Raw genomic sequence first — 25,682 nt, forward strand, 5'->3', positions numbered from 1 at the left:
CAACCTCGCGATGCCGGATCGGCTCGAAGAGTGCTTCGCAATGATACGAGTGTGCGGGAAGAGCCCGGCGCAAGCAAGGCTCGCCAGGCCTTCGCCGACCGCCTTCCCTCCCCGATCGAAAGCCGCCGCTCAGCGCCTCAGCGTGCCGCGGTCGAGCAGTGGAAACAGCAGCAGCCCGACGACGAAACCACCGATATGGGCCTCCCAGGCGATGCTCGTCTCCTCGCCGAGGATCGGCACCAGCCCGGCCCCGAACAGGATATTCGTCGCGAACCAGATGGCGATGAACAGCAGCGCACGGGAATTGCGCCAGAGCTCGCCGAGCGGTTCGGCAGGGATCGCACGCACCACCTCGTCATTGCCCAATTCGCCGAAGCGCAGGCCTGGAGCGAAGACGAAGCGGATTGCTGCGGCGGTGGCCCCGGAAACGCCGGCCGACGCGCCGACCAGCGGCAGGACGTCGAGATCGCGCGACCACCAGTGAAACAGCGCCCCACCGATCGTCGAAAGCGCCATCAGATTGAGAAAGCGGTTCGTGCCGAGCCGCCGCGCCACCGGGCTGCCGAACGCCGCAAGCCAGACCGCATTCGATATCAGGTGCAGCCAGGAGCCATGCAGAAACCCGTAGGTCAGCAAAGTCCAGAGCCTGACGCCGCCATCGGCGAGCAGCAGCCGCACCAGTTGCAGCCGCTCGACCACATCCTGCCCCGCCGTGGATTGCGCCATCGCGCCGACCACGTCCTCCAGCCGCCCGGGCGACAGCCACAACGTCAGCCGCGCCGGCACGAAGGCCAGCCACGACATCAGGATGTAATCGTCATAGTCGGACAGCAGCGAACGCCCCGCCTGGATCAGCGTCAGAGCGGCGAGCAGCCAGACGACGGCCGGGGGCAGGTTGAACGCCGGCTCACGCGCCGGCCGGGGAGGATCTTGAAAAGCCATGCGGCGTCACACTTGCCGAAGCGTCCATGTCGCGCAAGCACCGGCTGCGCATGATGCAACGAAAAAGGGGAGTGGCTCGCGCCCTCCCCTTTTCCGCCGGCTGTGACGCCGCCCGGTTGCACCGGCCGGCAAGGTCACGCCCCCTCCACCTCGCGTTGCGAACACGCTGAATGCCCGCGAATTCCGTGGCATTTTATACGCATTTTAGCGATCTTCCACAAAGGCAAGATTTGGTTAACCCTAACGTCCCCGCCTGCCTCCCCCGACTCGGACGACAGTGGCAAGACGGCATGACGAATGCGTCCTCGGTTCTCAGGGGAAGCGATTCGTCCCTCTTTCGAACGGTTCTGCGCCAATCTCGGTCGCCGCACTGTTCCGGGGGGACGCAGCCGGCAGCATGGGCGCAGGATGAAAAACACAAGCACACGTCTGGTTTTCGAGTATTGGGACGCGCTGCGTGGCGAACGGGCCGCGCCGGAGCGCGGCGAGATCGAGCCCGGAGCGTTGCGTCATGCGCTGGCCGATACCTTCGTGCTGGAGAACGAACCCATCGGCCCTGTCTTCCGGCTGGCGGGAACGCGCCTGTGCGCCTTGATCGGCCACGAGCTGCGCGGACGGGCTTTCACGGCACTCTGGCCGGATGTCGAATCGCAAGGCGACATGCGCCGCCTCGTCCAGACGGTGATGGACGAAAGCGCAGGCGCGGTCGCCGGCCTGTCCGGGGAGACCAGGTCCGGCGCGCCGATCTATCTGGAGTTGCTGCTGCTGCCGCTGCGCTATCGCGGCCGCACCCATGCCCGCATCCTCGGAGCCCTTTCACCCGCGGTCTCACCGGACTGGCTCGGTCTCGACACCGTCGAGTCGATGCGCATGATCTCGCTGCGGATGCTCTGGCCCGCCGCCACCTCGCGTCCGGCCGCAACGCCGCGCCGGGCGGAACCGCCGCGTCTGGTCGTCCTGCCCGGCGGGCGGGCGTGATCGGAACGATCCGTTAACCAGACCGCGCCTACGATCCGCCCGAATCCAGGTCGGTCATTGATGCTGAGCGCGCTCCACACGCCCCGAACGGCTGCCATTCCTGCTGAACGCAGGCGGCATCACCGTATGAAGGTCGTGCTGCTGGGCCGCTATATGCTGCCCAACCGCATGGAATATCCCTGCCAGACGATCGATATCTCGCCGGGCGGCGTCCACCTCGCCGCTCCCGCCAAGGCCAAGCCCGGCGACCGCGTGATCGCCTATCTCGAACATCTCGGACGGATCGAGGGCACCTGCGTCCGGACGACGATGGAAGGCTTCGCGATGACCGTCACCGCGACAAGCCGCAAGCGCGAGAAGTTCACGGCCCAGCTCACCTGGCTCGCCAACCGCGAGGAACTCGGCCTTCCGGAAGATCGCCGGCATGAGCGTGTTGTGCCGCGCAACCCGCGCTCCATTCTGATGATGGAGGACGGTCTGGAATTCGTCGTCCGCATCGTCGACATCTCGCTCTCCGGCGCCGCCTTTTCGAGCGATCTCGATCTGCCGATCAATACGCCGGTGCGGATCGGCTCGACCCCGGCGCGGATCGTGCGCCGATTCGACGGCGGCTACGCAGCGGAATTCCGCTTCCCGCTCTCCGCCGATCTGCTCGACGAAAACCTCGAGCTCTGAAAGCCGGCCCGGCCGGCCACGCCGCGCAAACTGCCTGAGCGCCTGAATCGGCATCCCCGCACGGCTGCGTCGCGCCGCGCTCCGACCTCAAGTGAATCGCCAATGCCGCAGCAACCTCGCGGCCAAGCGCACGCCACTCGCGCACCGGAGCGCCGGTCCGACGGCGCTTGCCGCGATTAAGGGATACGTAAGTTAACGGCGCACTACCGAACAACGAAGAATTAATGGTTAAAATCTCGTTGTGCGATTGATACGAATCGTTACTTCCTCGTTCGACCAAGATTGATGCTGATCTATTCTTCGCTCGCCGCTCGGCCGAATACATAAATTTGTACGTTTCCATTTCAGCCAGGATCCATTTGCCAGCACGCATCGTCAGCCCCGGGACAGAAAGGGGACGACATGCCCTCAATTCATCGCAATCTGATTGGTACCGCACTGGCCGCTCTGGTCACGCTCGGTGGAGCAACCGCAGCGAATGCTCAGGGCTCGGTCGGCATCCCGGTCGCGAGCCTTCCGGCCGAAGCCTCTGGCGATGCCCGCGCGCCCTATGCCTGGACGGATTTCTGCAAGCGCACCCCGTCCGAATGCCGCACCGACACCCGCGAGCCGGAGCGCATCGAGCTGAACGCCAAGCTGTGGAAGACGATCGTCGCCACCAACAACAGCGTCAATCGAGAGATCGAGGCCGTCACCGACGACGAACATTGGGGCGTCGTCGACCGCTGGGATATCCCCACCGATGGCAAGGGCGATTGCGAGGACTACGCGCTGCTGAAGCGCAAGCGCCTTGCCGAGGCTGGGCTGCCGCGCCGCGCGATGCTCATAACCGTCGTGATCGACGAGGAGAATGCCGGCCACGCCGTGCTGATGATCCGCACCGACCGCGGCGACTTCGTGCTCGACAACAAGCGCAACGCGATCCTGCCCTGGAGCCAGACCGGCTACGTCTACGTCAAGCGCGAGTCGCAGTACCGCACGGGCTGGACCTCGCTCGGCGGCGCTCAGACTCCGACGGTCGCTTCGGTGCAGCGTTGATGAAGATTCCCGCGACCAGGATGATGTCGCGGTAAGAGGACGGCGAGGCTCGGTCACGTCCCCCACCCACCCGTCCCCAAGGATCGGGTTTCGCCAGGGCCGGCTTTCCTCCCCGGAAGGCCGGCCCGCTTCTTTTCAAGGACGAGCCGTGACGTCGTGGCGATCGCCCGGCGCGCGTCAATCCAGGCTTTCGAGCCCTGCTGCGAATTGCTGCCAGCGCCGCACGTAAGCCTGCGCCGAAGCGGTGATCCCGGCCGCCGCCTTGTCGTCTAGCGTCCGCACCGCCCGCGCCGGCGCGCCGACGATGAGCGAATTATCGGGAAACTCCTTGCCCTCGGTCACCAGCGCATTGGCGCCGACCAGGCAATTGCGGCCGATCTTCGCCCCGTTCAGCACGGTGGCGCCCATGCCCACGAGGCTGTTCTCGCCGATCGTGCAGCCATGCAGGATGGCGCGATGGCCGATCGTGCAGTTGGCTCCCACGGTCAGCGGAAAGCCCATATCGGTGTGCAGTACGCAGCCTTCCTGGATGTTGCTGCCCTGGCCGATCGTGATCCATTCATTGTCGCCGCGCAGCACGGCGCCGAACCAGATCCCGACGTCACCGGCCAGCCTTACGCGTCCGATCACGTGAGCATCGGGCGCCAGCCACCAGGCACCCTCGCCCGGCACGTCGGGTCTTGTTCCATCAAGCGCGTAGAGCGGCATGAGCGATATCCTCTCGGATCGCGGCGCGGCCTGGCGGACGCGGCAACGACGATCTGTGCAATGGTTATTACATCGGATTTTTCGAAAAGCGCATTCCGCCCTTGGGTCCGATGCGACCGGCCACCCGCGTTTTGCAGGCGCCCCCTCGCCGTCAAGCGCCGAGCATGTGCAGGAGATCGAGCACCACGCGGCCGGACGATGCCCCAGACGGCCGCCGTCATGCTGGCCAGCATCACGAACATGAAGGGCCGCCCCTCGATCTGCCGGCCGCGCACGGTATTGCGCAGGATCAGGAAGGGCGCGCTGAAGACCACGACCGGCACGCTAGCGACGGCGGCGAGCCCTCCCATCTCAAGCAGTTTGAAATCGGCACGCTGCGCGGTGAACAGCTCGAACGCACTGGCCAGCACCCCGCGAAGGCGAAGCCGATCAAAAGCGACTGGAGCGCTTCGAGCGCGGCAGGCTGGATGGTCACGAAGCGCGGCTCTTCCCCGGAACGACGCTCGAGAGCCTGCCGCATGGTTTACGGACTGTGAAGACAAGTCTTTACCGATGGTTAACGATAGCGCCCCGGTTATGGTTTACGCCCCGTTAAGCCGGCGGTGATTCAGTGATGCCGAGCCGATCCGGGAGATCGGGCGAAGAGTATCCGGAATGACCGCGTCCCTGTCCCATCACCGGCCCGGCCAGCAGGCCGCCCATCTCACCTCGATGGTGCGCACGCGCCTGCAGCGGCCGCCCGTGCTCTTGCCGCGAGCGGACAGCGCCCTGCTCAAGGCCGTGCTGCTGATCATGCTCGCGGGCGCGATGGCGACGGGGCTGGGGCTCTATCTGACCCATCGCCGCCCCGAGGAGCCCGCCGCGCTCCAACCGGCCCGCGTCGGCAACCTGGCCCTGCTGATTCCGAAGGATCTGACCGGTCTCGACGAGGACGACGACACCAGCCGTCTCGTCGGCATGGTCCGGCTGCGGCTCGACTGGCCGAATCTCGGCCCGGCGCAGCCGCAGAACAGAAGACGCTTGCTGGTCACGCTGAGCCCGCCCGACAAGGTCAATGAGCCGGCGCGCCAGCTCGCGACCTATGCCCGCTTCCTGACGCCGACCGTCTGGTCGAATCCCGGCGGGCTCGTGGTGCGCAGCTTCCGCAAGGGCTCGCCCTATGAGGGCGACGAGTTCTATGTCTCGGTTCCCGACGGGAAAGGCTTCGCCGCCCGCTGTCCGATCGAGACCGCCGCCCATCTCGACGAACCCTGCCGCATCACCTTCCAGCATCGCGGCATGGATGTGAACATCCGCTTCCCGCGCAGCATCATCGCCGACTGGGCGGTGATGCTCGGCGGTGTGCGGCGGACGCTCGACGGCCTGATCAGATAGCGCGACGCGCTCTCAGTCTTCCAGGTCGACGTCGAGGATCGCCATGGTGAAGTTGAAGGAGCGGTCGCCGTCCTCGTCATCGACATGGATGATGCCGATGAACTCCTCGCCCAGATAGACCTCGGCCGAGTCGGTCTTCTTCATGCGGGCGCGCACGCTGATCGCGTGGTTGTTGAAGGTGCGGCGCAGATAAGCCTCGAGTTTGGCGAGTTCTGTCTTGTCCACGATCGGGTCCTTTCGATTGGCCGGGAGCGATGCCACGACAGGCCGTGAAGGGCAAGCGAAAGCAGCCGCCGCGCACATGGCCGTCCCACATCTCCACGGCTTGCCGGCCGCCAGCGGAATCGTGCGATGCTGGCGATCTGTTGCACTGGTGACGGATGCCAATCGATGAAGCCATGGCTTGCCCCCGCCCTCGCCTATGTCGCGAGCTGGCTCGAATTCCAGCGCCGCTACCATGACCAGCCCGGCTGCGCCTTCGCGATCGCGAATGGCACCGATATCGTGCTCGAAGCCGCCTTCGGCAGCGCGGACCTCGCAACCGGCGAGGTGCTGACGTCGCGGCACGGCTTCCGCATCGCCTCCCACTCCAAGAGCTTCACCTCGGCCGGCATCCTGCGCCTGGTCGAGGAAGGCCGGCTACGGCTCGACGACAAGGTCGGCCGCTTCGTCGACGGCCTCCATCCCGCGATCGCCGACGTCACCGTCGAACAGGTGCTCTCCAACAGCGCCGGCCTGACCCGCGACGGGCCGGACAACGGCCAGTTCCTCGATCGCAAGCCCTATTGCAGCAAGGCGGAACTGCTCGCGGACCTTGCCGTGGCTCCGGTCTATCCCGGCTCACAGCGCTTCAAATACTCCAATCACGGCTTCGCACTGCTCGGCCTCGTCATCGAGGCTGTGACCGGCCTCAGCTACAGCGAATGGATCACCGACGAGGTCGTCGCCAAGGCCGGGCTGCTCGAAACCAAGGCCGATATCGATCTCTGGGGGCACCGCCCGATGGCAAGGGGCCATAGCGGCAAGCAGCCACTCGACCAGCGGGTCGTCATCCCCGCGGACAATCCCGGCCACGCCATGACCTCGGCCGCGGGTTTCGTCGCCACGGCCGCGGATGTCGCGCGCTATTTCGCGCAGCTCTCGCCGAAGGCTGAGACCAGCATCCTCTCGGCCCTCAGCCGCCGCGAGATGACGCGGCGGCTCTGGCAGGATGACGAAGCCAGCCTGGGGCGCCATTACGGCCTCGGCACCATCTCCGGCGGAGAAGGCAACTGGCGCTGGTTCGGCCATTCCGGCGGATTCCAGGGCTTCATCACGCGCACCTGCGTCTTCCCGGAGCAGGATCTCACCGTCGCAGTCCTGACCAATGCCATCGACGGGCTGGCGCATCCCTGGCTCGATGGCGTCGTCCATATCCTCAGGACCTTCGCCGAGCGCGGCGCACCACCGGCAGAAATGCGGGATTGGACCGGCCGCTGGTGGACGATCTGGGGCGCGAATGACCTTGTTCCGGTCGCCAAGCAGGTGCTGGTGGCCGCACCGGCCCTTCTCATGCCCTTCCTCGACGCCGCCGAGATCACGCTGGAAGGGCCCGACCTTGGGCGCATCACCCACGCCTCCGGCTTCAGCAGCCCGGGCGAGACGGCGGAACTGCAGCGTGATGAGACAGGCGCGGTGGTATCGGTGCGCCTCGGCGGCGGCCGCCTCGTCGGCGAGGAGGAGATGCGCGCCGAGATGCTGGCGCGCTATGGAGCAACCGGCGGCGCCTGACAGCGCCGCCACGCTCCCGGCGTGCGTCCCGCGGACGGGGGCAGCCGCGCCTCGGCGATAAAGCACTTCGCCGCGCCACCCGCCACGCATTCGCCGCCTTTGCGCCGCATTTTAATTGCGAGGGCCGGCCGATGCGTGTGATCGCTTCATTCGCCGTGGCGGCTTTGCTTGCCGTGGGAGCGACGTGCGCTCACTCTCATCAGGCGCCAAGCCGCTGGGACTACCCGTTCTACTGCTGCTCCGGCGCCGACTGCGCGCCGCTCGAGCCTGAAGCCGTGCGAGAAGTCCATGGCGGCTTCGTCGTGATTGTCCGGCCCGGCGAGCATCCGATGTGGCCTAAGGAGCGCCGCACCACCCTGAGGCTCGAAATCCCCTATGACAAGGCGACGCCCTCGCCGGACGGGCATTGGCATCTCTGCATCAACGATGCGGGCGAGTTGCTCTGCTTCTTCGCGCCGGGCGGCGATTCCTGACGGTCGCGGCATCGGACCGAAAGGCGGCACCCCATTCGGAGAAATCCGATGCGATAAATGATGAGCGAGGCGATCCAGCCCTCAGCCGAAGGCTGGGTGGTATCGCACCTCGCCGCGTGGCGTCACCGCCTTGAAGGACAGCCATTGCAGCTGGGATGGCGGGACATCGCCGAACCGCAGCCCGCCATCGCTCGCAAAACCGAAGCGGGAGTAGAACGCCGGATCGCCGAGCACCACGACGCCGGCCGCGCCGCTCGCGCGCAACTGGGCAAGCCCTTCCTCGATCAGCGCTCCGCCGATCCCGTGACGCTGCCGGAGGGGCGAGACCGAAACCGGCCCTAGCCCGTGCCAGGCGCCCATGGCTTCCGCGATCTCGATCGGCGAGAACGCGACATGGCCGATGACGCCGCCGCCCTCGATGGCGACGAGCGACAGGCTCAGCGCCCCGGCCCCGCGCAGGCCGGAGACGATTGCCGCCTCCGTGCCGCTGCTGTGCGGCGCCTTGGCAAAGGCTGCCGTGGTGACCTCCGCGATCTCGGCCTCGTCGCCCGGCCGCTCGAGCCTGATGTCGATGCGCATGAGCTCCCGCCTCCGGAGCCCATCTTAGAGCATTGGCCCCAAAAGTGGATTCCACTTTTCGGTCCGATCCGATGCTACGGCAAAGAGATAGTCGCCACTTTGCGTCCGAAAGGACGCACGGCGAACTAGCGCATGAAATGCAGTTCCCGGAATCGCCCGCGGAACGCGGTCACGTCCCTGGCCACCGCAGCTGCCGAACGCGAACCGTTGAGCCCTTCGGCGATATAGCCCGCCAGCTCCGGCATATCCGCCGCGGTCATGCCGAAGCGCACGATCTCCGGCGTGCCGAGCCTGAGTCCGTTGACGTCCCCCTCCACCGCCGGCAGCGGCAGGCCGATGCCGCAGGACAGGATGTTGACCGCGCGCAGCTGCTTCGCCGCCGCCTGGCCGCCGCCATAAGGCGCCGCCTCGATCGCGAACTGATGCGAGGTCGTCATGCCCCTGTCGCGCGCGAAGACCGGCACCTGGCGCTCCGAGAGCGCCTCGGCTAGCGTTTTGGCCGTCTTGGCCATTTCCTGCGCATAGGCGCGGCCATGCGCCTTCCAGTCGAGCAGGGAAACCGCGAGCGATGCCGATTTCGCCGCATCGAAATTGGCGGTGAGGCCGGGATAGGCGATGGCGTCGAGCCGTTTGGCGATCTCCGCATCATTGGTGAGGATCAGCCCGGAAGGCGGTCCGCCGAGGCTCTTATAAGTGCTCATCGTCATCAGATGGGCGCCTTCCTCCAGTGGCTGCTGCCAGCTATGGCCCGCGATCATGCCGGACATATGGGCCGCGTCGAACAGGACGAGCGCGCCGACCTCGTCGGCGATGGCGCGGATTTCGCGGATCGGATGCGGGAAGAGGTTGAGGCTGCCGCCGATCGAGATCAGCTTCGGACGGAGCCTGAGTGCGTCGGCCCGCAGCTTCTCGACATCGACGGTGTAGTTGACCGGGTCGATCGGCGCCGGATGCGTGACGATGCCGTAGAGCCCGGCCGCGCCCGCACCGTGATGCGTGACATGGCCGCCGATCTCGCCGGGCGGCGCGATGATGCAGTCGCCCGCCTTTGCCGCGACCATGAAGGCGTAGAGATTGGCGATGGCACCCGAAGGCACCCGGATTTCCGCATATTTGGCGCCGAAGACCTCGGCTGCGAGCTCGGCCGCGATGATCTCGATCTGCTCGATCGCCTCCAGCCCCATCTCGTATTTGGCGCCGGGATAGCCGAGCGAGGGCCGCGCGCCGATCCCGGCTGACAGCAGCGCCTCGGCCTTCGGATTCATGACGTTGGTGGCGGGGTTCAGGTTGACGCAGTCGCGCTCATGGATCGCGCGGTTCTCCGTCGCGAGCGCATCGATCCGCGCCGCGATCGCGTCGAGCGGCTGGCTTGCCGTCTCGGCTGCGATCCTCAGCACATAATCCTCGCTCGCCTGCGGCACCCAATCGCGCCTGCCCAGTGCCGTCATGCCGGTCCCTCCGTCCTCGCTGGTTCCCGGCATAACAGCGGTTTGCCGCGCCGCGCGCAAACGAGTATTCCTCGCTCGCAGGCTGAGAAAATCTCAACCTCGAACCGGATATCCGCCGTGCCCGTCAAGCCGCCCCGCCCCCGCCTGCCCTCGCTCAACGCCTTGCGCGCCTTCGAGGCGGCGGCGCGGCTCGAGAGCTTCACCAGGGCGGCGGACGAACTCGCCGTCACCGCCGGTGCCGTGACCCAGCAGATCCGGCAGCTCGAAGCGACGCTCGGTTTCCCGGTCTTCCGCCGGCTGGCACAGGGCGTCGCCCTCACGGACGCGGCGCGCGAGGCGCTGCCGCGGCTGACGCGCGGCTTCGACATGCTCGGCCAGGCCGTGCAAACGCTGCGCGAAGCCGAGCCGCACCGCCCGCTGGCTATCGCAGCCCTGCCCTGTCTCGCCCAGCTCTGGCTCTCGCCGCGGCTGCCGGCGCTGCAGCAGGCCTTCCCCGATCTGCAGATCTCGCTGTCGGCGATGGAGGAGCCGCCCGATCCGCGGCGCGAGCCTTACGACCTCGCATTGTTCTACTGTGAGTCGACGGAGCCGGGCGCGCTCCAGTTGGGCGATGACGCAATCCTGCCCGTCTGCGCCCCGGCGCTGGCCGCCCGGATCAAATCCGCGGCCGATCTGGCCCGGCAGACATTGCTGCACGACGCCGTGTGGCGCGGCGACTGGGCGCGCTGGCTCGCCTTCGCCCTTCCGGAGGCCCTGATCGATCCGGGGCGCGGCCCGGCCTTCTCGCTCTACAGCCTGGCGCTGGATGCCTGTCTGTCGGGTTCGGGCGTGCTTATGGGCCGGGTGAGCCTCGTCGCCCCCCATCTGGCGAGCGGACGCCTCGCGGCGCCCTTCCCGCGGGCGATGCCGGCCATGGACAGGCTTACGCTGACACCGGCCATCGGTCCCGGTGCCCATGCGCGCCGGCTCGAGATCATGGATTGGCTCGCGGGCTCGGCGCAGAAGCCAGATCAGATATAGGACCCGCAATCGCCTTCAAGGGTCTGGTCCATCGAGCGTGAAGGCTCGGCGCAGCCGGCTTCGCCGACAACCTTGGCCGGCACGCCCGCCACGGTCTTGTTGCGCGGGACCGCCGCCAGCACCACAGAGCCTGCCGCGACCCGGCTGCACCGGCCGACCTCGATATTGCCGAGGATCTTGGCGCCAGCGCCGATCAGCACGCCCTTGCGGATCTTGGGATGACGATCACCACCCTGCTTGCCGGTGCCGCCCAGCGTGACGCCGTGCAGCAGCGAGACATCATCCTCGATCACCGCCGTCTCGCCGACGACGAGGCCGGTGGCATGGTCGAGGAACACGCCCTTGCCGATCTTGGCGGCCGGGTTGATGTCGGTCTGGAAGACTTCCGAAGAGCGCGCCTGCAAATAGAGCGCGAAGTCGCGCCGCTCGCGCTGCCAGAGCCAATGCGCCAGGCGGTGGCACTGCAGCGCATGGAAGCCCTTGAAGAACAGCACCGGTTCCAGCACCCGGTAGCAGGCCGGGTCTCGGTCGAGCACCGCCATCACATCGGCGCGCATGCCGGCGCCGATCGTCTCGTCATCCGCCATCGCCTCGGCGAAGCCCTGCTCGATCAAATCGGCCGTCACGGCCGGATGGCCGAGCCGGGCCGCAACGCGATGGGCGACCGCGCATTCGAACGAGGGCTGGTTGAGAATCGAGGCGACGATGAGCGTGCCCAGCGCCGGCTCGGCGGCAACGGCCGCCTCGGCCTCGCCACGCAGGCGAGACCAGACAGGGTCGAGCCGGTTGAGGCCGATTGTGAGATCGCGTGCTTCCACGGCAGAGCGCCCCGACGGCATGATCATTCTCCGGAAAGGGTCGTCAGCAGGAGGACAGCCTAGCCACAAGCTGGCGTCCGCACCAAAGGCTCAAGCCGACCAAGATTGAATCAAAAAGCGAGGCAGCGGATTCAGTTTTCCAGGGAACGTCCACAACACATTGGCGTCGCCCGCTTTTCCAGATTGCCTCTATTCGCCCGGGACGTTCTCACAAACGCGCGAGAAAGTCGAGGACGGCCTGCTTGTGGCTCTTGTCGCCGACCGCGAGATTGTGGTCTCGCCCGACGATGTCGAACGATTCCGCATCTGGGATGAGCTTCGCGAGTTCCGGCCCGGAGCCGGAGACGTCGTCCTTCGTGCCGACGCTGATCAAAGTCGGCATCGCGATCTGCCCGACCTGCTCGGCGGTCAAGGTCTGGCGCGAGCCGCGGATGCAGGCGGCGAGCGCCCTGAGGTCGCTCTTGGTCTGCTCGGCGAAGGCGCGGAACATGCGCTGCATCGGATCGGTCAGCACCTCAAGCGAGGGCGCTTCCATCGCATCGGCGATGCCGAGCGGCAGCCCCACCCCCTCGACGAGATGGATGCCGAGCCCGCCAAGCAGCAGCGCATCGAGCCGGCGCGGATGCGCCAGCGCCAGATGCGCCGAGATGCGCGCCCCCATCGAATAGCCCATCACCGCCGCCCGCGGGATGTCGAGATGGTCCATCAGGCGGCGCACATCCTCCGCCATGATATCGGAGGAATAGGCAGCGGGATCATAGAGCTTCTCGCTCTGGCCGTGGCCGCGATCGTCCAGCGCGACGACGCGGTAGCCGGCATGGGTCAGCGTCTTCGTCCACTGCGTGTTGATCCAGTTGGTCATGTAGGACGATGCGAAACCGTGGACGAGCACCACGGTCCGGTGCTGCGGCGTGTCGCCGGTGGGAGCCAGATCGATGAAAGCGATCTTCACGCCGTCGGAGGAAAAGCTCTGCATGCGGATCTCGGAACGAGGCGGTATGACGAAACAGGTTGTTGCCATCCCTGCCATGCAGGCCCGGCTTTGGGTAGCCGCCGCGGCGCGGTTTGCTTATGAACTATCGCCATGAGCCAGACCGCCACCAGCGCGCCAACCGCCTCCGCGGCAACGGAATCGCCGCGTTTCGCTTTCGTCGACATCGCTCGCGGCGTCGCGCTACTGGCGATGTTCGTCTACCACTTCGCCTATGATCTCTCCTTCTTCGGGTTGATCGAGACCGACGTCGTCGACGAGCCAGGCTGGCGGATCTTCGCGCGCTGCATCGCCGGCTCCTTCCTGATCGTCGTCGGCTTCAGCCTGGTTCTGGCGACGCGGAAGGGGCTGAACCGCCCTGCCTATCTGAAGCGCCTCGCCATGGTCGCCGGGGCCGCCGCCCTGGTTTCGCTCGGCACCTGGTTCGCGATCCCCGGCAACTTCATCTTTTTCGGCATCCTCCACCACATCGCGCTCGCGAGCGTGCTGGCGCTGCCCTTCCTGCGGCTGCCGGTCGGCGCCGTCGCGCTATCGGCGGTGCTCGCCTTCGCACTGCCGCGCTTCGTCGCCCATCCGCTGCTCGACGCGCCCTGGCTGTCCTGGCTCGGCTTCTCGCACGCGCCGCTCCAGACGGCGGATTTCGTGCCGGTCTTCCCCTGGTTCGGCTGCGTGGTCACCGGCATCGTGCTGGCGCGCCTGCTGCTGCCGCGCCTGTCCGATACGCGACTCGCCGCTTGGCACCCTCGCTTGCTCCCGGCGCGTATCGTCGCCTGGGGCGGCCGCCACAGCCTGCTGGTCTATCTCGTCCATCAGCCGGTCTTCATCGCCGTCCTGACGCTGGTGACCTTCATTGCCCCGCCCCCTCCGCCGGCCGAGCGCGCTTTCCGGGCCGAATGCCAGCGCAGCTGCGGGCCCGACGTGCCGGAACAGCTCTGCCGTGCGGTCTGCGCCTGCACCATCGACAAGCTGAAGCGCGAACAGCTCTGGCAAAAGACCCTCGACGATCTGCTCACGCCGGAGGAAGGCGCCCGCCTTGGTGAGTTCGCCCAGGCCTGCCTGCGCGAGCGCTGATGCAAATCGCGCACTGGCGTCCCGCCGGCTGACGGGATAGGTTGCGCCCGAAATCCAGCTTCTGAAGAGCGACGACCATGGCCGCGACCGGCATTCCGCATTTCCACAACGACCCCGGCGTCGCCGTCGTCCATGTCGGCGCGCACGAGTTCATGTGCATCGGCGCCAAGCCGCCCTTCGACCATCCGCATGTCTTCCTCGACATGGGCTCGGACAACGAGATCATCTGCCCGTATTGCTCGACGCTGTTCAAATACGAGCCGTCCCTGAAGAACGCCGAATGCACCCCGCCGGAATGCGCCTGGCACGACACCGCCAAGGCGGCCTGAAGCCCGTTCTGCTGAAGCGCGGGTTCTGAGGGGCACCCGCGCCCTTCCCGGCGCCATCGATCAAGGGCATCGCCTGTGTCTGCTCCTCACTTCGTCATCGCCGGCGCCGGCATCGGCGGGCTGACTATGGCGCTGTCACTCGCCCGCCGCGGCATCGCCGCCACCGTCGTCGAGAAGCGTACCGGCTTCGGCGAGCTGGGAGCCGGCCTCCAGATCACCTCCAATTCCGGCCGCGTGCTCGATGCGCTCGACCTCGCCCTGCCGCTGAAGCGCGTCAGCGTCTCCTCACACGGGCTGACAATCCGGCGCTGGCGGGACGGCTCGCAACTGCTGGAGATGCCCTCCAGCCCGGAGCGCATGCCGACCCCGTTCCGCATGCTCAGGCGCAACGACCTGCACACCATCCTGCTCGACGCCGCGCGCGCCATGCCCAACATCCGCCTGATGGTCGGGCGCGGGGTGCAAGAGGTCAGCCAGGACGAGAACGGCGTCGCGGTCAGGCTCGGCGGGCAGAACGGCAGCAGCGAGACGATTTCCGCGCTCGGGCTGATCGGCGCCGACGGGCTGTGGTCACGCGTGCGGGACCTCACCGGCGATGCCTCGCCGCCAGTCTTCACCGGCTATGAAGCCTGGCGCGCCGTCGTGCCGACCCGCGCCGCCGACAAGCCGCGCGTGACGCTCCATCTCGGCCCCGGCCGGCATGCCGTGCATTACCCCGTCGCCGGCGGCAAGGAGATCAACGTCGTCGTCGTCCGCCAGGCCAAGGAAGCCCGTGAGGGCTGGTCGCGCGACGGCGACGCCAGCATCGTCACCGAGCACCTCTCCGGCGCCGCGCCGGCGCTACGCGAACTCACCGGCGAGGCGCAGGGCTGGCAGGTCTGGTCGCTGTTCGACCGCAAGCCCGCGGCCATGGCCATGGGCCGCATAGCCTTGATGGGCGACGCCGCTCACCCCGTCCTGCCCTTCCTCGCACAAGGCGCTTCGCTCGCCATCGAGGACGCCGCCGTGCTGGCGCGCCTCCTCGCCGAGACGCTTGGGCGCGATGGCGCGGCCGGGGTGCCGGTCGCGTTCGCCGCTTACGCAAAGGCCCGCGCCCGGCGCGCCGCCCGCGTGCAGGAAGAAAGCCGCAGCAACGGCCGCAACTACCATATGGGCTGGCCGCTGAGCATGGCCCGGGATTTCGCGCTGAAACGGCTGGGCCCGGATGGGCTGCGCAACCGCTATGGCTGGCTCTACGACTGGCGCGACATATAGCATCGGACCGAAAAACGGAATGCATTTTTCGGTAAAATCGGATGCGATAACAAATAGATAGCTCACTGCTACCGCGTCCGGTCGGACGCGCGGCGATTTGACTGACCTCGCCATCGCCGCATTCCATCCCTATCTGTTGGTTCGGAGAGGGATGAAAGAGAGATGATCCGCGTCAATCTGTACGAACAGCTCAATGGTCGCGCCCGCGCCATGCCGCGCTGGGCCGCATGGCTTGCCATGGCGGCGAGCTTCGTCGTCGGCATAGCCCTGTTTCTGGTCGCAGCGAGCCTCGCCCTGATCTTGATTCCGATCGTCGCCGTAGCCGGCGCGATCGCGGTCTGGCGGCTCAAGGCCAAGATGAAGGCTGCCGGTTTCGACCGTGCCGATCCCTTCGCGGGCGGGCCCCAGAGAGCCGAGCGGATCGAGGTGATCGATGCGGAATATCGCATCATCGAGCCGGACGAGCCGCGCCGCTAGCGCGTGCCGGTCAGTTTGCTGCGCAAGCTGACCGACGAAGGCGTCTTCTCTGTCGAGCGAAAGCCGTTGCGGCTCACTCGATCCGGCTGACCAGGATCTTGTCGATGCGGCGGCCGTCGAGGTCGACGACCTCGAAGCGCCAATGCCCCTTGTCGAAGCTCTCGCCGACATTGGGCAGGTGGTTCATTTCGGCCAGGATGAAGCCGGCGACCGTCTGGAAGTCGGCGTCGCGCGGGATCGGGATGCCGAGTTCGTGCGAGAACTCGTCGACCTGCATCCAGCCGGCCACGAGATAGGAGCCGTCCGCGCGCGTCACGATGGCAGGCTCGTCCTCTTCCTCTTCCTGGAAGGCGCCGATGATCGCCTCGAGCACGTCGCCAGGCGTGATGATGCCCTCGAAATGGCCGTACTCGTCGAAGACCACGGCCATATGCACGCGGCTGGAGCGGATCTCGCGCAGCACATGCAGGGAATCGGCGGTGTCCATCACCACCGGCGCGTCCTGGACATGCCTACGCAGTTCCTCGATGTCCCCGGTAGCGAGGAAATCGATCAGATCCTTCATCAGCACGACGCCGATGATCGAATCCGACTCGCCATCCTGAACCGGCAGGCGCGAGCGGCGGGTGTCCTTCAGCTGCAGGCGGAGTTCCTCGGCGCTATCCGACAGGTCGATGACCTCGACCTCGCGGCGCGGCGTCATCAGCGCGCGCGCCGAGCGGTCGGCAAGACGCATGACGCCCGCGATCATCTCGCGCTCGTCGCGCTCCAGCACGCCGGCGGTCTCCGCCTCGGCAATGATGGTGCGAACCTCCTCTTCGGTGACCTTCTCTTCCGACTCACCCTTCTGGCCGAGCAGCGCGAGCACCGACTTGCCGGAGACGTCGAGCAGGAAGACGAGCGGGGCGCCGACCTTGGACATCAACGCCATCGCAGGAGCGACGCGCGCCGCAATGCGCTCGGGGTCCCGCAGCGCGACCTGCTTCGGCACCAATTCACCGAGGATCAGCGACAAATAGGTGATCGCGACGACCACGATGCCGACGCCGAGTGTATCCGACACCGATTGCGAAAAACCCTGGGTGCCCAGCCATTCCGACAGGCGCGCGCCCAGCGTGGCGCCGGAGAAGGCGCCAGAGAGCACGCCGACGAGCGTGATGCCGATCTGGACAGTGGAGAGGAATCGGCCGGGGTCTTCGGCCAGGCGTATCGCGGTCGCGGCGCCCTTGTTGCCCTGGTCGCTGAGGACCTTGAGGCGAGCCGGCCGCGACGAGACGACGGCGAGCTCGGACATGGCGAGAAGTCCATTCACGATCGTCAGCGCCAGGACGATCAGGATTTCGGTTAACAAAACCAATCCGTTTGCTGCGGCGCTGCGACATTTGGCAGCCCGCTTCTATGCCCCTTATAGCGGATCATTGCATGAACGCGATAAGCCAGACGAAAGAATCGTGAGCGAATGATGACGAGACCGAGCTTCTGGCAGCCGACACAAGGCGAACAGGCCGGCGCCGACCGCCGCTTGCAGGCGCCGTCCGCCCAGCGCAACCGCGACGCGATCCTCGACGTGCTGCGCCAGGTGCTGCCGCCTTCCGGGCTCGTGCTGGAGGTCGCGAGCGGCTCGGGAGAAAATGCCATCCACTTCGCGAAGGCCTTTCCCGCCCTCTCGTTCCAGCCGAGCGATCCCACTCCCGATGCGCTGGCGAGCATCACGGCCTGGACGCAGGAATCCGGCCTCTCCAACATCCTGCCGCCGCTGATGCTCGACGCCGGCGCGTCGGAATGGCCGATCGAGGCAGCCGATGCGATCCTCTGCATCAACATGATCCATATCTCGCCCTGGAGAGCGACCGAGGGCCTGTTTCGCCAGGCCGGGCGGCTGCTGAAACCCGGCCATCCGCTCTATCTCTACGGCCCTTATCGCCGTCCCGGCCTGCCGCTCGAACCGAGCAACGCAGCCTTCGACGAAAGCCTGCGCAGCCGCGATCCGGAATGGGGCTTGCGCGATCTCGATGCGGTGGAGGGGCTCTCGGCTGCCAACGGCTTCAACGCGCCGCAAATCATCGAAATGCCGGCCAACAATCTGAGCGTGATCTTTCGAGCTGCATGAAAGAAGCCGCCGTCGAAAACGCTGCGAGCAGCGGCCGAAGCCGACATCGCGAAACTTCCGCCTCCTCCATTCGTCGGGCTGGCGAATCGCCCGATCGCCGCACTACGCCGGGTCCTGATCCAAGGGGGCGATCATGATTAAGCGTATCTTATGCCTAGGCCTTTTGGCGTTTGCTCTTGCCGGCTGCGTCACCATGCAGAATCCGCTGTCGCAACGGGACGTCGAAACCTTCAGACTTGCCAGCATCCATGTGGCGACCGATTCCGCCGCGACCCTGTGGTGGGGCGACGGGGACCGCGCCTATGCGAGATCCAAAGGGCGGTCGGACGCTGAATCCGAAGAACTCTCCAAGACGCCCGAAGCCCGTGCCTTCATCGCCAAGCTGGCTTCCGCGAAGATCAGCGCCGCGCTCGAGCAGCAGTTGAAGCCGGTCCTGACCGGCCCGCGCCCCGTGAAGATCGACGTCAACCTGCGCCGGCTCTACGTCGCCTCGGCCATCCAGCGCGTGGTTGTGGGCGGCGGCCATGAGTTGGTCGCCGATGTCACGGTGACCGACGCCAAAACCGGCGCTGTTCTCGTGAGCTATCCCGAATTCCACTCGATGGCGCTGGCCGGCCAGGGAATCGGCGGAACGATGCTCGATGCGGCCTTCATGGCCGATCCGATCGATCGCCTCGTGCTGAATTTCGCCACCAAATATCGCGAGTGGCTGGTGCCGCCGCCCAACGCCTAGGCCGGGCCGCAAGTGCAGCGTCTCGGAGCCGGCTTGGTGCGGACGGCGGGACTCGAACCCGCAAGCCTTTGAAGGCGCAAGATTTTAAGTCTCGTGCGTCTACCAGTTTCGCCACGTCCGCGGGCGTCACAGCGATAGAGCATCGGACCGAAAAGTGGAACCCACTTCTCGGAGAAATCCGGTGCTTAAACAACGAGCTACATCGCCGCTTTGCGTCGGAAAGGACGCACGGCGATGTCGCGGGCGGGCACGGTGCGCGCAAGACTTCGGCCGCCTGCGCACAGGGCGATCGCTGCAGCCGCTCAGTGCGGCCGCGCCGGCTTGTACCACTCGACCCCGTCGGGATCGACATAGAGCCCCGGCGGCACGTTCGAGCCGATGCTCTTCTCCTCCATCGGAACGCGCATCGTGTCGTCGCGGTCGCCGCGTTTGACAGAGGTCCCGGCGGGTTGCGCGGCATGGCCATGGGCGCCGCGGCCGACGCTGCTGGCCAGCCCGATCACGCCCTGCCGGCCTGCGACCTTGTCCTGCAGCTCCGTCACCGGGCGCGCGACGAAGGCGACCTTTGCGCTGCCTTCGACCACGGGCAGCGCCCGCCTCGCCGCGCCCTCGCCTGTCACCCGGACGCCGACGAAACGCGGCACATAGGTCGCGCCGCCCTTGCCGAAGGATTCCCAACCGCCGGCCGAGACGACCTGCGCGCCGCAGCGCTTGTGGGCACGCTCGCAGGCAGCGCGCGTGACGTAGCGCGGCGCCCGCTGCTCGAATTCGGCGCGGGCGTTGCGATAGGCGAACTCGCATTGCTCTGGGCTGAGCAGCCCGCCGGCGATGCATTCGTCGCGCCGAACATAGGTATTTCCGGGGCTCTGCGCCGACAGCTCGGCCGGGCTCGCGAGCGTGAGGGCAGGCGCAAGCGCGGCGACGCGCAGCGTGGCGAGGATCGAGGCCGGAATCATCATGCGGTGAAACAACATTGCAATTATGGCTTTACAGCAGCGCGCGCCGCGAGGCGGCCAGCTCCCGGGTTGCGCCATAGTCGATCTTCCCGTTGCCGAGCACCGGGATCGAAGGCGTCACCAGGATAGCGCGCGGTACCCATAGCTCCGGGAAGCCCTGCGACTTGGCCGCTTCCTGCAGTGTCGCACGGTCTGCGTCGGGCTTTTCGGTGACGAGGATGAGCTGCTCGCCCTTGCGGGGATCGGGCAGTCCGACGACGACATGGTTCTGGTCCGGCCAAAGCTTGGCGATCATGGTCTCGACCGCCGCGAGCGAAACCATTTCGCCGCCGAGCTTGGCGAAGCGCTTGGCCCGGCCTCGAATCGCGACGAAGCCGTCCTCGATCACGACGATGTCGCCGGTATCGTGCCAGCCGCCTTCCGGCGGGACGACCCGGCCCGGCTGCGCCGGGTCGAGATATCCGGCCATGACGTTCGGCCCGCGCACGGTGAGCCGCCCGCCCTCATGGATGCCCTCAACAGGCTCCAGCTTCGCCTCGATGCCGGGCAGGAGCTGGCCGACCGTACCTTCGCGCATGGCCGCCGGCGTGTTGACGGCGAGCACCGGCGAGCATTCGGTGCAGCCATAGCCTTCGAGGATGGTGGTGCCGTAGGGCTCCCACATCCGCTTCGTCTCGGCCTTGACCCGCTCCGCCCCCGCGACGACGTAGCGCACGCCGCCAAGGTCGTTCGCTTCCGCAGCGCGGGCGTATCCTTGAAGGAACGTGTCTGTGGCGAGCAGGAAGGTCGCCTTCATGTCGCAGATCAGCTTCGGCACCTGCTTGTAGTGCAGCGGGCTCGGATAGAGCACGACCTTCATGCCGTGCAGCAGCGGCACCATCACCCCGGCAGTCAGCCCGAAGGAGTGGAAGGCCGGCAGCGGGTTCATGAAGACGTCCCGCTCGGAGATCGCACCGTCGGCATGAGCGAAGACCTGCCGCGCATTCGAGACGATATTGGCATGGCTCAACACCACGCCCTTCGGCTTGCCCTCCGTCCCCGAGGTGAAGAGGATGACAGCGGCCTCGTCCGGCTTGGCCTCATAGGAGCGGTGGACGAAGCCCGGCAGCAGGCTCTGCAATGCGCCGAGCGCCTTGTCGAAGCTGGTGATCTCCTTACGGACGTCTTCGAGGTAGACGATGCGCCGCCCTTCGCTCAAGGCCGCAACTTCCTCGTCAAGCTTGCCCTGATCGACGAAACGCCGGGAGGTGACGATGGTCTTGAGCTGTGCGACCTCCGCCGCTGCCCGCAGATTGCGGACGCCGGCCGTGAAATTGAGCAGCGCCGGCACGCGGCCATAGGCGAAGAGCGAAAACAGCGTCACCGCCATGCCCTGCATGTTCGGCAGGAGAACCCCAACATGCTCGCGCTCGGAGGTGAGCGCCGCGAGCTTGCGCCCCAGCACCAGCGCCCCGAGCACGAGCCGCCCATAGGTGATCGGCTGGCGCTCGGGATCTTCCAGCGCGATACGGCCCTTGCCATGCCTGGCGATGGTCTGCAGCAGAGCGCGAAAGATCGTGATCCGCGCAGCCGCGGCATCGAAGTTGGCGGCGGCCATGTCTGGCGCGTCTCCCGGTCGGCGTTTCCTCTGGCTGCCAACCTAGTGACATCGGCGCCGGTTTCAACGTCCGGAACAGACGTCATGCTCGGGCTTGCCCCGCGCATGACGTAAACCAGCGTCCATGAGATTCTCGGGTCGCGCTCCGCCCCGCCCGGGAATGACGGGGCCGCAGCCCTACCCGAACGCCCCGATCTCGTGCTGGATCGCGCCGGATATCTCGCGGATCAGCTCGAACAGTGCCAGCATCGGCGCGAACACGTCGCGATGCAGGGCTTCATAGGTGCCGCCCTCGCGCGGGCCCGGCGGCTCGCCGAAATCGAGGCCGATGGTCGGGTCGGGATCGCGCGGGAAGATCTCGGCCAGCAAGGCCAGACAGGCCGGCACGTCGAGGCGCAGCAGCCGCTCGATCAGCGCCTCGCGCGTCAGCCCCGCATGCGGTCGGAAATCCGGGATATGGGCGCAGGCGAGCCAGATCCGATGCATTGCCGCGAGCCTGAGAGCGTGCAGCGCCGCGAGCCGCACCGGCATCTGCGGGGCGTCTTCCGCCGCCACCTTGAGTTTCAGCGCATCAGCCGACAGCCGCCAGAACAGGCGGCGCAGCGCCGGTGCGAGCTCCAGCCGCGACATTGCCTCCGCCACCGCCAGCAATTCTTCGCGTCGCCCTTCGCGCACCGTCCGGCGCGCTCGGTCGAACCAGCTGCCGGGATCGAGCGAGTCAAGATAGGCTCTGAGCACGTCTAGGTCGCTATGGCCGATCGCATAGGCGGCGAGGCGATAGGCGCGGTCGAAACGCTCCGAGCGCTCGCGCATGGCGCGGAAAAGATCCGGCGAGCGCGAGGCGGCGTGGCCGACGCCATGCATGCTGTTCGCCATCCAGCCGAGCTGTTGGAGGATGGCGTTGTTGGGGATGGCGCGCAGTTCGCGCGGATGGCGGATGTGCGTCGGCCCTGCCCCTTCCGATTGCCGCGCGGCCGGGCGCGAGCCGGTCTTGTCGAGCAGCGAGGGGCCGAAGGTGCCGATCAGCGCCGCATAGCCGGGGTCGTCGACCAGCGCGTTCATCTCCTCGCGCACGGTCTGGAAGAACTCGCTGGCGAAATCCGGTTCGTCGTAGATCGGGTCGTCCACCGCCTGGGCCGGCGCGAAGACCGCCTCGGCGATCCGGCCGACGGTTGCCCCTGCGAGTTGCGGCGTGCCGAACAACAGATACCCATCGCTGCCCTGGAAGCTGGTCTCGCGCACCGTCCTGATGCCGGCTTGCGCGAAGGCCCGCCGCGCATAGGCCGGATCGAGATAGGCCAGCCGATCCGACAGGCTGTCCGGATGGGCGCCGCGGCCGACCGATTCGCCATGGGTGTCGAAGATGACGAGTTCGACATCCGCGAGCTCGTAACGCGCGAGTAGCTCTGCGATGCGGATGCGCAAACGCTCGACCCAAAAGGTCGAGGCGACCTGCCCGATATAGCGCCCGGAATCGGAATAGCCGAACTGGATGCACAGCCGCCCGTGGCGCTTGAGATAGTCGCGGAAATGCGGGCTGCGCAACGCCTCGTCGATGATGCGCGGCCCCTGCTCCAATGCGTCCGAGGTCTCGAACAGCGGCGAAATCTCGACCCTGTCGGCAATGCCGAAACGGCTGGCGAGCCAGAGCGCGCAGAGTAATGTATAGCCGGTCTCGGTTTCCGCGATCAGGAAGCGCACCGGCCCGGTGCCGTCGACATGCTTCACGATCTGCGCGATCGTCATCATCATCCGCGCGGCAGAGGCCCGCTCGGCCGCCAGCGCCCCGAAATCGACGGCAACCGGCTCGACCTTGCCGAGCTCGGTGTTGGCGGCTGCAAGGAAGGCGCGCCGCTGCGCCGGCTCGCCCGGCTCCTCCTCCAGCGAAATGACCGAGCGCAACGCATTGTGAAGCTGCGAGGCATTGAGCCGGAAATGCGGCAGCGCGATCGAGACGCCATGGGCGAGGCAGCCTGCCCGGATCTGCGCAAGTGCGAGCCTTGTCTCGTCGTCCGCAGCGTCGGCAAGGGCTCCGTCGAGCGCCTCGATCAACCGGGAGGCTTCCGGCAGTGCGGTCTCGCGTTCATGCACCAGCGACAGCGCAAAGGCCTGCAGGGCTTGCAGCGAAGGCTGCGTGCCGATCGGGGGCGCCAATGCGAGTTGGCGCTCCACCGCTGCCAGTGCCGCGCTCACCAGGGCACGGACGCCTTCTGCGGCCGGCACGCGCGGCAGCTTTTCGAGGATGCGCGCGAACTGCCCGCTCTTCGATTCCAGCCGGTAGCGCAGCGTGTCCCACCAGCCGATATCGGTGCGCCCGTCCGTGTCGCAACCGACCCAGGACGCGAGCGTGATCGGCTTCGGCGCGAGTTCGGTCCAGCGTTCGGGCCAGCGTTCGAGGGCGATAGCAAAGAACGCGGCGTTCAGCCGGTCGAGGGCATCGCGCGCATGGCGCACGGCGTAGCGCGCCTGCTCGAACTCGTCCTGCAGCGTGATCCGGCCATCGGGGCGGAAACTCAGATCGGCCTCTCCGACGACCGCCTCCCCCGCAGTACCGCCGGAGGCGAGATCGGCGAGCGCATGGCAGAGCCGGCGCGCCATGCCGAAGGTCGGATGCGCGGTGAAGACGGCGGCAAAGCGCGCCCGCTCCACGGCCTGCCGGAAATCGTCAAAGGACGCCGCCGCACCGGCCGCTCCCTCCGCAAGCCCGGAGAACACAGCCGCTTCATCCTTGTCGAGCCCGACATAGCGGGCGACGCGCACGGCCCGCTGCCGCAGAGCCTGCCGCCCGAGCTGGCGAACCAGTTCGCCTGCGCCTTCCACGGTCAGTTCGTTGCGGTCCATCAGCCGGGTCAGCCAGAGCGTGACCCGCAGCACCGGGTTGCCAAAGGGGTCGTCGCGAGAATCCCGGCGCGCCTCCTCGATCCGACTCAGCAGTTCGCCTGCGAGCGCCTCGACGTCTGGAATTACCGGGCTTCCCTGCGCGATCTCTGCAGCCATGACCGCCCTCCCGTGGCGCGCCCGGCTTGGTAAGCACAGCCGGTTCGTGCTGCATTGCAGCATCGGATGACCGCAGCCGCAAGCCGGAACGATATCGCCGGCCCGGATAAATTTTACCCGGACCATATTGCGCCGATAAAACTACCCGGATAATAAACCCTCCGTCGAGGAGAACAGATGTCCACAAGCTTGCCCATGCGCTGCACCGCCTTCCATGACGCCACCCGTATCGCCGGGGGCGCGCTGCCCGACGTCGCGCTCGCCGTGAAGGCGGCGCTGGCAGCCAATGCTGCGGCCGCGATCCTCGTCTTCGACGACGCAAGCGGAAAGGTCGTCGACCTCGACCTGCGCGGCAGCGATGCCGAGATCGTCGCACGGCTTGCGCCCGAGCCTGGCAAGGCCTCACAGACTGCGCGGGAAGCAGAGGGCACCGAGGCGCCGCGCGGCCGGGGCAGGCCCAAGCTCGGCGTCGTCGCGCGCGAGGTCACGTTGCTGCCACGGCATTGGGACTGGCTGGCCCTCCAACCCGGTGGCGCTTCCCAGGTCCTGCGGCGTCTTGTCGACGAAGCCCGCAAGAACGATGGCGGGCGCAGCCGGGCCCGCGCGGCGCAGGCCGCGGCCTATGCCTTCATCTCTGCCATGGCGGGCAACCGCGAGGGCTTCGAGGAAGCCACGCGCGCCCTCTTCGCCGGCAATGACGAAGGCTTCGCCACGCACAGCCGGGCATGGCCCGCCGATGTCCGCGCCTATGCGGAGAAGCTGCGGGCAGGCCCGGCCGATCCGGAGGCGCAGCCGTGACCGCCTATCTCGCCCCGAGCTGGGAATCCGGCCGCGACCTCTTCAAGCGCGGCATTACCGGCGTGGTCGTGATGCTCAATCTCCTGCGCCTTCGGGAGATCGCGGACTATGCCGCCACGCCGCAGCTCGCGCCGGGCGAGCCGATCAGCGGCGCGCAAGCCTTCGAGCGTTACATCGCGCATTCTCAGCCCTATCTGGAGGCCAGCGGCGGTAAGCTGCTCTTCATCGGCGAAGGCGGTCCGTTCTTCATCGGCCCGGAAGGCGAGCGCTGGGATCGCGCCATGCTGGTCCGGCAATCCTCCGTGCAGAACTTTCTCGCCTTCGCCAGCCATGAAGGCTACCTGTCCGGCTATGGGCACCGTCTCGCCGCCATCGAGGATTCCCGCCTGTTGCCACTGGTCCGGATGCCGCCGTCGGCCGGCGACATGCGCGCGGCATAGGCGGGACGCCGGGGCGGGCTGCGCCTGGCGCCATTGCGGGGCCCTCTGCCCAACGGCATAGCGGCGGCACTGCGCGCACCGCGCCCCGCCCCCGAATTCGCAAGGC

General features: G+C 67.1%; 27 protein-coding genes and 1 tRNA gene. 15 read left to right on the forward strand and 13 right to left on the reverse strand.

The window, feature by feature from the left end:
• Positions 1-129: 129 nt before the first annotated feature.
• The gene (locus tag AC1DDA_RS10660) at positions 130-942 is read right to left on the reverse strand and encodes a rhomboid family intramembrane serine protease (RefSeq protein WP_441512928.1); all 813 of its coding nucleotides are present in this window, start codon (positions 940-942) and stop codon (positions 130-132) included.
• A 408-nt stretch (positions 943-1,350) separates the two neighbouring features.
• On the opposite strand from AC1DDA_RS10660, the gene AC1DDA_RS10665 reads away from it, so the two are divergent.
• From AC1DDA_RS10665 to AC1DDA_RS10675, 3 genes are all read left to right on the forward strand, one after another.
• Positions 1,351-1,920, forward strand: a complete 570-nt coding sequence (locus AC1DDA_RS10665) for a PAS domain-containing protein (protein WP_441512929.1) — start codon at positions 1,351-1,353, stop codon at positions 1,918-1,920.
• 60 nt (positions 1,921-1,980) lie between these two features.
• Positions 1,981-2,595, forward strand: coding sequence for a PilZ domain-containing protein (locus tag AC1DDA_RS10670; RefSeq protein ID WP_441512930.1), 615 nt, complete (start codon positions 1,981-1,983; stop codon positions 2,593-2,595).
• A gap of 402 nt (positions 2,596-2,997) precedes the next feature.
• Positions 2,998-3,633: a transglutaminase-like cysteine peptidase gene (locus tag AC1DDA_RS10675; RefSeq protein WP_476795730.1), complete on the forward strand. Its 636-nt coding sequence runs from the start codon at positions 2,998-3,000 to the stop codon at positions 3,631-3,633.
• Positions 3,634-3,810: 177 nt separating this feature from the next.
• On the opposite strand, the gene AC1DDA_RS10680 is transcribed toward AC1DDA_RS10675, so the two are convergent.
• Together AC1DDA_RS10680 and AC1DDA_RS10685 are read right to left on the reverse strand one after the other, a co-directional pair.
• Positions 3,811-4,341, reverse strand: a complete 531-nt coding sequence (locus AC1DDA_RS10680) for a gamma carbonic anhydrase family protein (protein ID WP_476795731.1) — start codon at positions 4,339-4,341, stop codon at positions 3,811-3,813.
• A complete protein-coding gene (locus AC1DDA_RS10685; RefSeq protein WP_476795732.1) occupies positions 4,260-4,751 on the reverse strand; it encodes a DUF6949 family protein in 492 nt (163 codons plus the stop codon). The genes AC1DDA_RS10680 and AC1DDA_RS10685 overlap by 82 nt, the downstream gene beginning before the upstream one ends.
• A gap of 244 nt (positions 4,752-4,995) precedes the next feature.
• Between AC1DDA_RS10685 and AC1DDA_RS10690 the strand changes: the two genes are divergently transcribed.
• Positions 4,996-5,715 (forward strand): hypothetical protein, encoded by a 720-nt coding sequence (locus tag AC1DDA_RS10690; RefSeq protein WP_476779272.1) that lies wholly within the window; start codon positions 4,996-4,998, stop codon positions 5,713-5,715.
• 12 nt (positions 5,716-5,727) lie between these two features.
• On the opposite strand, the gene AC1DDA_RS10695 is transcribed toward AC1DDA_RS10690, so the two are convergent.
• Positions 5,728-5,940 (reverse strand): DUF3126 family protein, encoded by a 213-nt coding sequence (locus tag AC1DDA_RS10695; protein WP_441512935.1) that lies wholly within the window; start codon positions 5,938-5,940, stop codon positions 5,728-5,730.
• Positions 5,941-6,105: 165 nt separating this feature from the next.
• Between AC1DDA_RS10695 and AC1DDA_RS10700 the strand changes: the two genes are divergently transcribed.
• Both AC1DDA_RS10700 and AC1DDA_RS10705 read left to right on the forward strand, forming a co-directional pair.
• The gene (locus AC1DDA_RS10700) at positions 6,106-7,485 is read left to right on the forward strand and encodes a serine hydrolase domain-containing protein (protein WP_476795733.1); all 1,380 of its coding nucleotides are present in this window, start codon (positions 6,106-6,108) and stop codon (positions 7,483-7,485) included.
• 131 nt (positions 7,486-7,616) lie between these two features.
• Positions 7,617-7,958, forward strand: a complete 342-nt coding sequence (locus tag AC1DDA_RS10705) for a hypothetical protein (RefSeq protein WP_476795734.1) — start codon at positions 7,617-7,619, stop codon at positions 7,956-7,958.
• Between the two features lie 81 nt (positions 7,959-8,039).
• Here AC1DDA_RS10705 and AC1DDA_RS10710 read toward each other — a convergent pair whose 3' ends face one another.
• Positions 8,040-8,537 (reverse strand): GNAT family N-acetyltransferase, encoded by a 498-nt coding sequence (locus AC1DDA_RS10710; protein WP_476779270.1) that lies wholly within the window; start codon positions 8,535-8,537, stop codon positions 8,040-8,042.
• Between the two features lie 125 nt (positions 8,538-8,662).
• Positions 8,663-9,985: an aminotransferase class I/II-fold pyridoxal phosphate-dependent enzyme gene (locus AC1DDA_RS10715; RefSeq protein WP_476795735.1), complete on the reverse strand. Its 1,323-nt coding sequence runs from the start codon at positions 9,983-9,985 to the stop codon at positions 8,663-8,665.
• Positions 9,986-10,102: 117 nt separating this feature from the next.
• Here AC1DDA_RS10715 and AC1DDA_RS10720 point away from each other — a divergent pair, with 117 nt between their 5' ends.
• Positions 10,103-11,005, forward strand: coding sequence for a LysR substrate-binding domain-containing protein (locus tag AC1DDA_RS10720; protein ID WP_476795736.1), 903 nt, complete (start codon positions 10,103-10,105; stop codon positions 11,003-11,005).
• Here AC1DDA_RS10720 and cysE read toward each other — a convergent pair.
• Both cysE and AC1DDA_RS10730 read right to left on the reverse strand, forming a co-directional pair.
• Positions 10,996-11,844: a serine O-acetyltransferase gene (gene cysE, locus AC1DDA_RS10725; RefSeq protein ID WP_476795737.1), complete on the reverse strand. Its 849-nt coding sequence runs from the start codon at positions 11,842-11,844 to the stop codon at positions 10,996-10,998. The genes AC1DDA_RS10720 and cysE overlap by 10 nt on opposite strands.
• A gap of 187 nt (positions 11,845-12,031) precedes the next feature.
• On the reverse strand, positions 12,032-12,799 hold the full coding sequence (locus AC1DDA_RS10730; protein ID WP_476795738.1) for an alpha/beta fold hydrolase: 768 nt from the start codon (positions 12,797-12,799) through the stop codon (positions 12,032-12,034).
• A 108-nt stretch (positions 12,800-12,907) separates the two neighbouring features.
• Here AC1DDA_RS10730 and AC1DDA_RS10735 point away from each other — a divergent pair, with 108 nt between their 5' ends.
• The 4 genes from AC1DDA_RS10735 (at position 12,908) to AC1DDA_RS10750 (ending at position 15,945) form a co-directional block, all read left to right on the forward strand.
• Positions 12,908-13,885, forward strand: a complete 978-nt coding sequence (locus AC1DDA_RS10735; protein ID WP_476795739.1) for a heparan-alpha-glucosaminide N-acetyltransferase — start codon at positions 12,908-12,910, stop codon at positions 13,883-13,885.
• Positions 13,886-13,962: 77 nt separating this feature from the next.
• Positions 13,963-14,214, forward strand: a complete 252-nt coding sequence (locus AC1DDA_RS10740; RefSeq protein ID WP_441512944.1) for a zinc-finger domain-containing protein — start codon at positions 13,963-13,965, stop codon at positions 14,212-14,214.
• Between the two features lie 75 nt (positions 14,215-14,289).
• On the forward strand, positions 14,290-15,468 hold the full coding sequence (locus AC1DDA_RS10745; protein WP_476795740.1) for an FAD-dependent monooxygenase: 1,179 nt from the start codon (positions 14,290-14,292) through the stop codon (positions 15,466-15,468).
• A 162-nt stretch (positions 15,469-15,630) separates the two neighbouring features.
• Positions 15,631-15,945 carry a hypothetical protein gene (locus tag AC1DDA_RS10750; protein WP_441512946.1) on the forward strand — a complete coding sequence of 105 codons (315 nt, stop codon included), beginning with the start codon at positions 15,631-15,633 and terminating at the stop codon, positions 15,943-15,945.
• A gap of 73 nt (positions 15,946-16,018) precedes the next feature.
• Here the strand turns inward: AC1DDA_RS10750 and AC1DDA_RS10755 are convergent, their stop codons facing one another.
• Positions 16,019-17,281: a hemolysin family protein gene (locus AC1DDA_RS10755; protein WP_441513084.1), complete on the reverse strand. Its 1,263-nt coding sequence runs from the start codon at positions 17,279-17,281 to the stop codon at positions 16,019-16,021.
• Positions 17,282-17,407: 126 nt separating this feature from the next.
• On the opposite strand from AC1DDA_RS10755, the gene AC1DDA_RS10760 reads away from it, so the two are divergent.
• Both AC1DDA_RS10760 and AC1DDA_RS10765 read left to right on the forward strand, forming a co-directional pair.
• Complete coding sequence (locus tag AC1DDA_RS10760; RefSeq protein ID WP_476795741.1) at positions 17,408-18,055, forward strand: DUF938 domain-containing protein; 648 nt, start codon at positions 17,408-17,410, stop codon at positions 18,053-18,055.
• Positions 18,056-18,188: 133 nt separating this feature from the next.
• The gene (locus AC1DDA_RS10765; RefSeq protein WP_476795742.1) at positions 18,189-18,788 is read left to right on the forward strand and encodes a DUF6778 family protein; all 600 of its coding nucleotides are present in this window, start codon (positions 18,189-18,191) and stop codon (positions 18,786-18,788) included.
• A 34-nt stretch (positions 18,789-18,822) separates the two neighbouring features.
• Here the strand turns inward: AC1DDA_RS10765 and AC1DDA_RS10770 are convergent.
• From AC1DDA_RS10770 to AC1DDA_RS10785, 4 genes are all read right to left on the reverse strand, one after another.
• Positions 18,823-18,909: transfer RNA gene (locus AC1DDA_RS10770), tRNA-Leu, on the reverse strand.
• Positions 18,910-19,090: 181 nt separating this feature from the next.
• The gene (locus AC1DDA_RS10775) at positions 19,091-19,747 is read right to left on the reverse strand and encodes a DUF1190 domain-containing protein (protein ID WP_476795743.1); all 657 of its coding nucleotides are present in this window, start codon (positions 19,745-19,747) and stop codon (positions 19,091-19,093) included.
• Positions 19,748-19,775: 28 nt separating this feature from the next.
• Positions 19,776-21,341 carry an AMP-binding protein gene (locus AC1DDA_RS10780; RefSeq protein WP_476795744.1) on the reverse strand — a complete coding sequence of 522 codons (1,566 nt, stop codon included), beginning with the start codon at positions 21,339-21,341 and terminating at the stop codon, positions 19,776-19,778.
• Between the two features lie 177 nt (positions 21,342-21,518).
• Positions 21,519-24,338 carry a phosphoenolpyruvate carboxylase gene (locus AC1DDA_RS10785; protein WP_476795745.1) on the reverse strand — a complete coding sequence of 940 codons (2,820 nt, stop codon included), beginning with the start codon at positions 24,336-24,338 and terminating at the stop codon, positions 21,519-21,521.
• Between the two features lie 177 nt (positions 24,339-24,515).
• On the opposite strand from AC1DDA_RS10785, the gene AC1DDA_RS10790 reads away from it, so the two are divergent.
• Complete coding sequence (locus tag AC1DDA_RS10790) at positions 24,516-25,136, forward strand: DUF2239 family protein (protein WP_476795746.1); 621 nt, start codon at positions 24,516-24,518, stop codon at positions 25,134-25,136.
• Positions 25,133-25,576 carry a DUF1330 domain-containing protein gene (locus tag AC1DDA_RS10795; protein ID WP_476795747.1) on the forward strand — a complete coding sequence of 148 codons (444 nt, stop codon included), beginning with the start codon at positions 25,133-25,135 and terminating at the stop codon, positions 25,574-25,576. Before AC1DDA_RS10790 ends, AC1DDA_RS10795 begins: the two co-directional genes overlap by 4 nt.
• Positions 25,577-25,682 lie beyond the last annotated feature (106 nt).

Source organism: Allobosea sp. 10N428 (assembly GCF_056394545.1).

Coding starts and splice junctions, on each gene's coding strand:
- AC1DDA_RS10680 (WP_476795731.1), bottom strand. CDS start 4,341: ATGCCGCTCTACGCGCTTGATGGAACAAGACCCGACGTGCCGGGCGAG.
- AC1DDA_RS10785 (WP_476795745.1), bottom strand. CDS start 24,338: ATGGCTGCAGAGATCGCGCAGGGAAGCCCGGTAATTCCAGACGTCGAG.
- AC1DDA_RS10790 (WP_476795746.1), top strand. CDS start 24,516: ATGTCCACAAGCTTGCCCATGCGCTGCACCGCCTTCCATGACGCCACC.
- AC1DDA_RS10715 (WP_476795735.1), bottom strand. CDS start 9,985: ATGACGGCACTGGGCAGGCGCGATTGGGTGCCGCAGGCGAGCGAGGAT.
- AC1DDA_RS10705 (WP_476795734.1), top strand. CDS start 7,617: ATGCGTGTGATCGCTTCATTCGCCGTGGCGGCTTTGCTTGCCGTGGGA.
- AC1DDA_RS10780 (WP_476795744.1), bottom strand. CDS start 21,341: ATGGCCGCCGCCAACTTCGATGCCGCGGCTGCGCGGATCACGATCTTT.
- cysE (WP_476795737.1), bottom strand. CDS start 11,844: ATGCCGTCGGGGCGCTCTGCCGTGGAAGCACGCGATCTCACAATCGGC.
- AC1DDA_RS10750 (WP_441512946.1), top strand. CDS start 15,631: ATGATCCGCGTCAATCTGTACGAACAGCTCAATGGTCGCGCCCGCGCC.
- AC1DDA_RS10670 (WP_441512930.1), top strand. CDS start 1,981: ATGCTGAGCGCGCTCCACACGCCCCGAACGGCTGCCATTCCTGCTGAA.
- AC1DDA_RS10740 (WP_441512944.1), top strand. CDS start 13,963: ATGGCCGCGACCGGCATTCCGCATTTCCACAACGACCCCGGCGTCGCC.
- AC1DDA_RS10665 (WP_441512929.1), top strand. CDS start 1,351: ATGAAAAACACAAGCACACGTCTGGTTTTCGAGTATTGGGACGCGCTG.
- AC1DDA_RS10765 (WP_476795742.1), top strand. CDS start 18,189: ATGATTAAGCGTATCTTATGCCTAGGCCTTTTGGCGTTTGCTCTTGCC.
- AC1DDA_RS10690 (WP_476779272.1), top strand. CDS start 4,996: ATGACCGCGTCCCTGTCCCATCACCGGCCCGGCCAGCAGGCCGCCCAT.
- AC1DDA_RS10730 (WP_476795738.1), bottom strand. CDS start 12,799: ATGCAGAGCTTTTCCTCCGACGGCGTGAAGATCGCTTTCATCGATCTG.
- AC1DDA_RS10775 (WP_476795743.1), bottom strand. CDS start 19,747: ATGATGATTCCGGCCTCGATCCTCGCCACGCTGCGCGTCGCCGCGCTT.
- AC1DDA_RS10760 (WP_476795741.1), top strand. CDS start 17,408: ATGACGAGACCGAGCTTCTGGCAGCCGACACAAGGCGAACAGGCCGGC.
- AC1DDA_RS10675 (WP_476795730.1), top strand. CDS start 2,998: ATGCCCTCAATTCATCGCAATCTGATTGGTACCGCACTGGCCGCTCTG.
- AC1DDA_RS10710 (WP_476779270.1), bottom strand. CDS start 8,537: ATGCGCATCGACATCAGGCTCGAGCGGCCGGGCGACGAGGCCGAGATC.
- AC1DDA_RS10660 (WP_441512928.1), bottom strand. CDS start 942: ATGGCTTTTCAAGATCCTCCCCGGCCGGCGCGTGAGCCGGCGTTCAAC.
- AC1DDA_RS10735 (WP_476795739.1), top strand. CDS start 12,908: ATGAGCCAGACCGCCACCAGCGCGCCAACCGCCTCCGCGGCAACGGAA.
- AC1DDA_RS10700 (WP_476795733.1), top strand. CDS start 6,106: ATGAAGCCATGGCTTGCCCCCGCCCTCGCCTATGTCGCGAGCTGGCTC.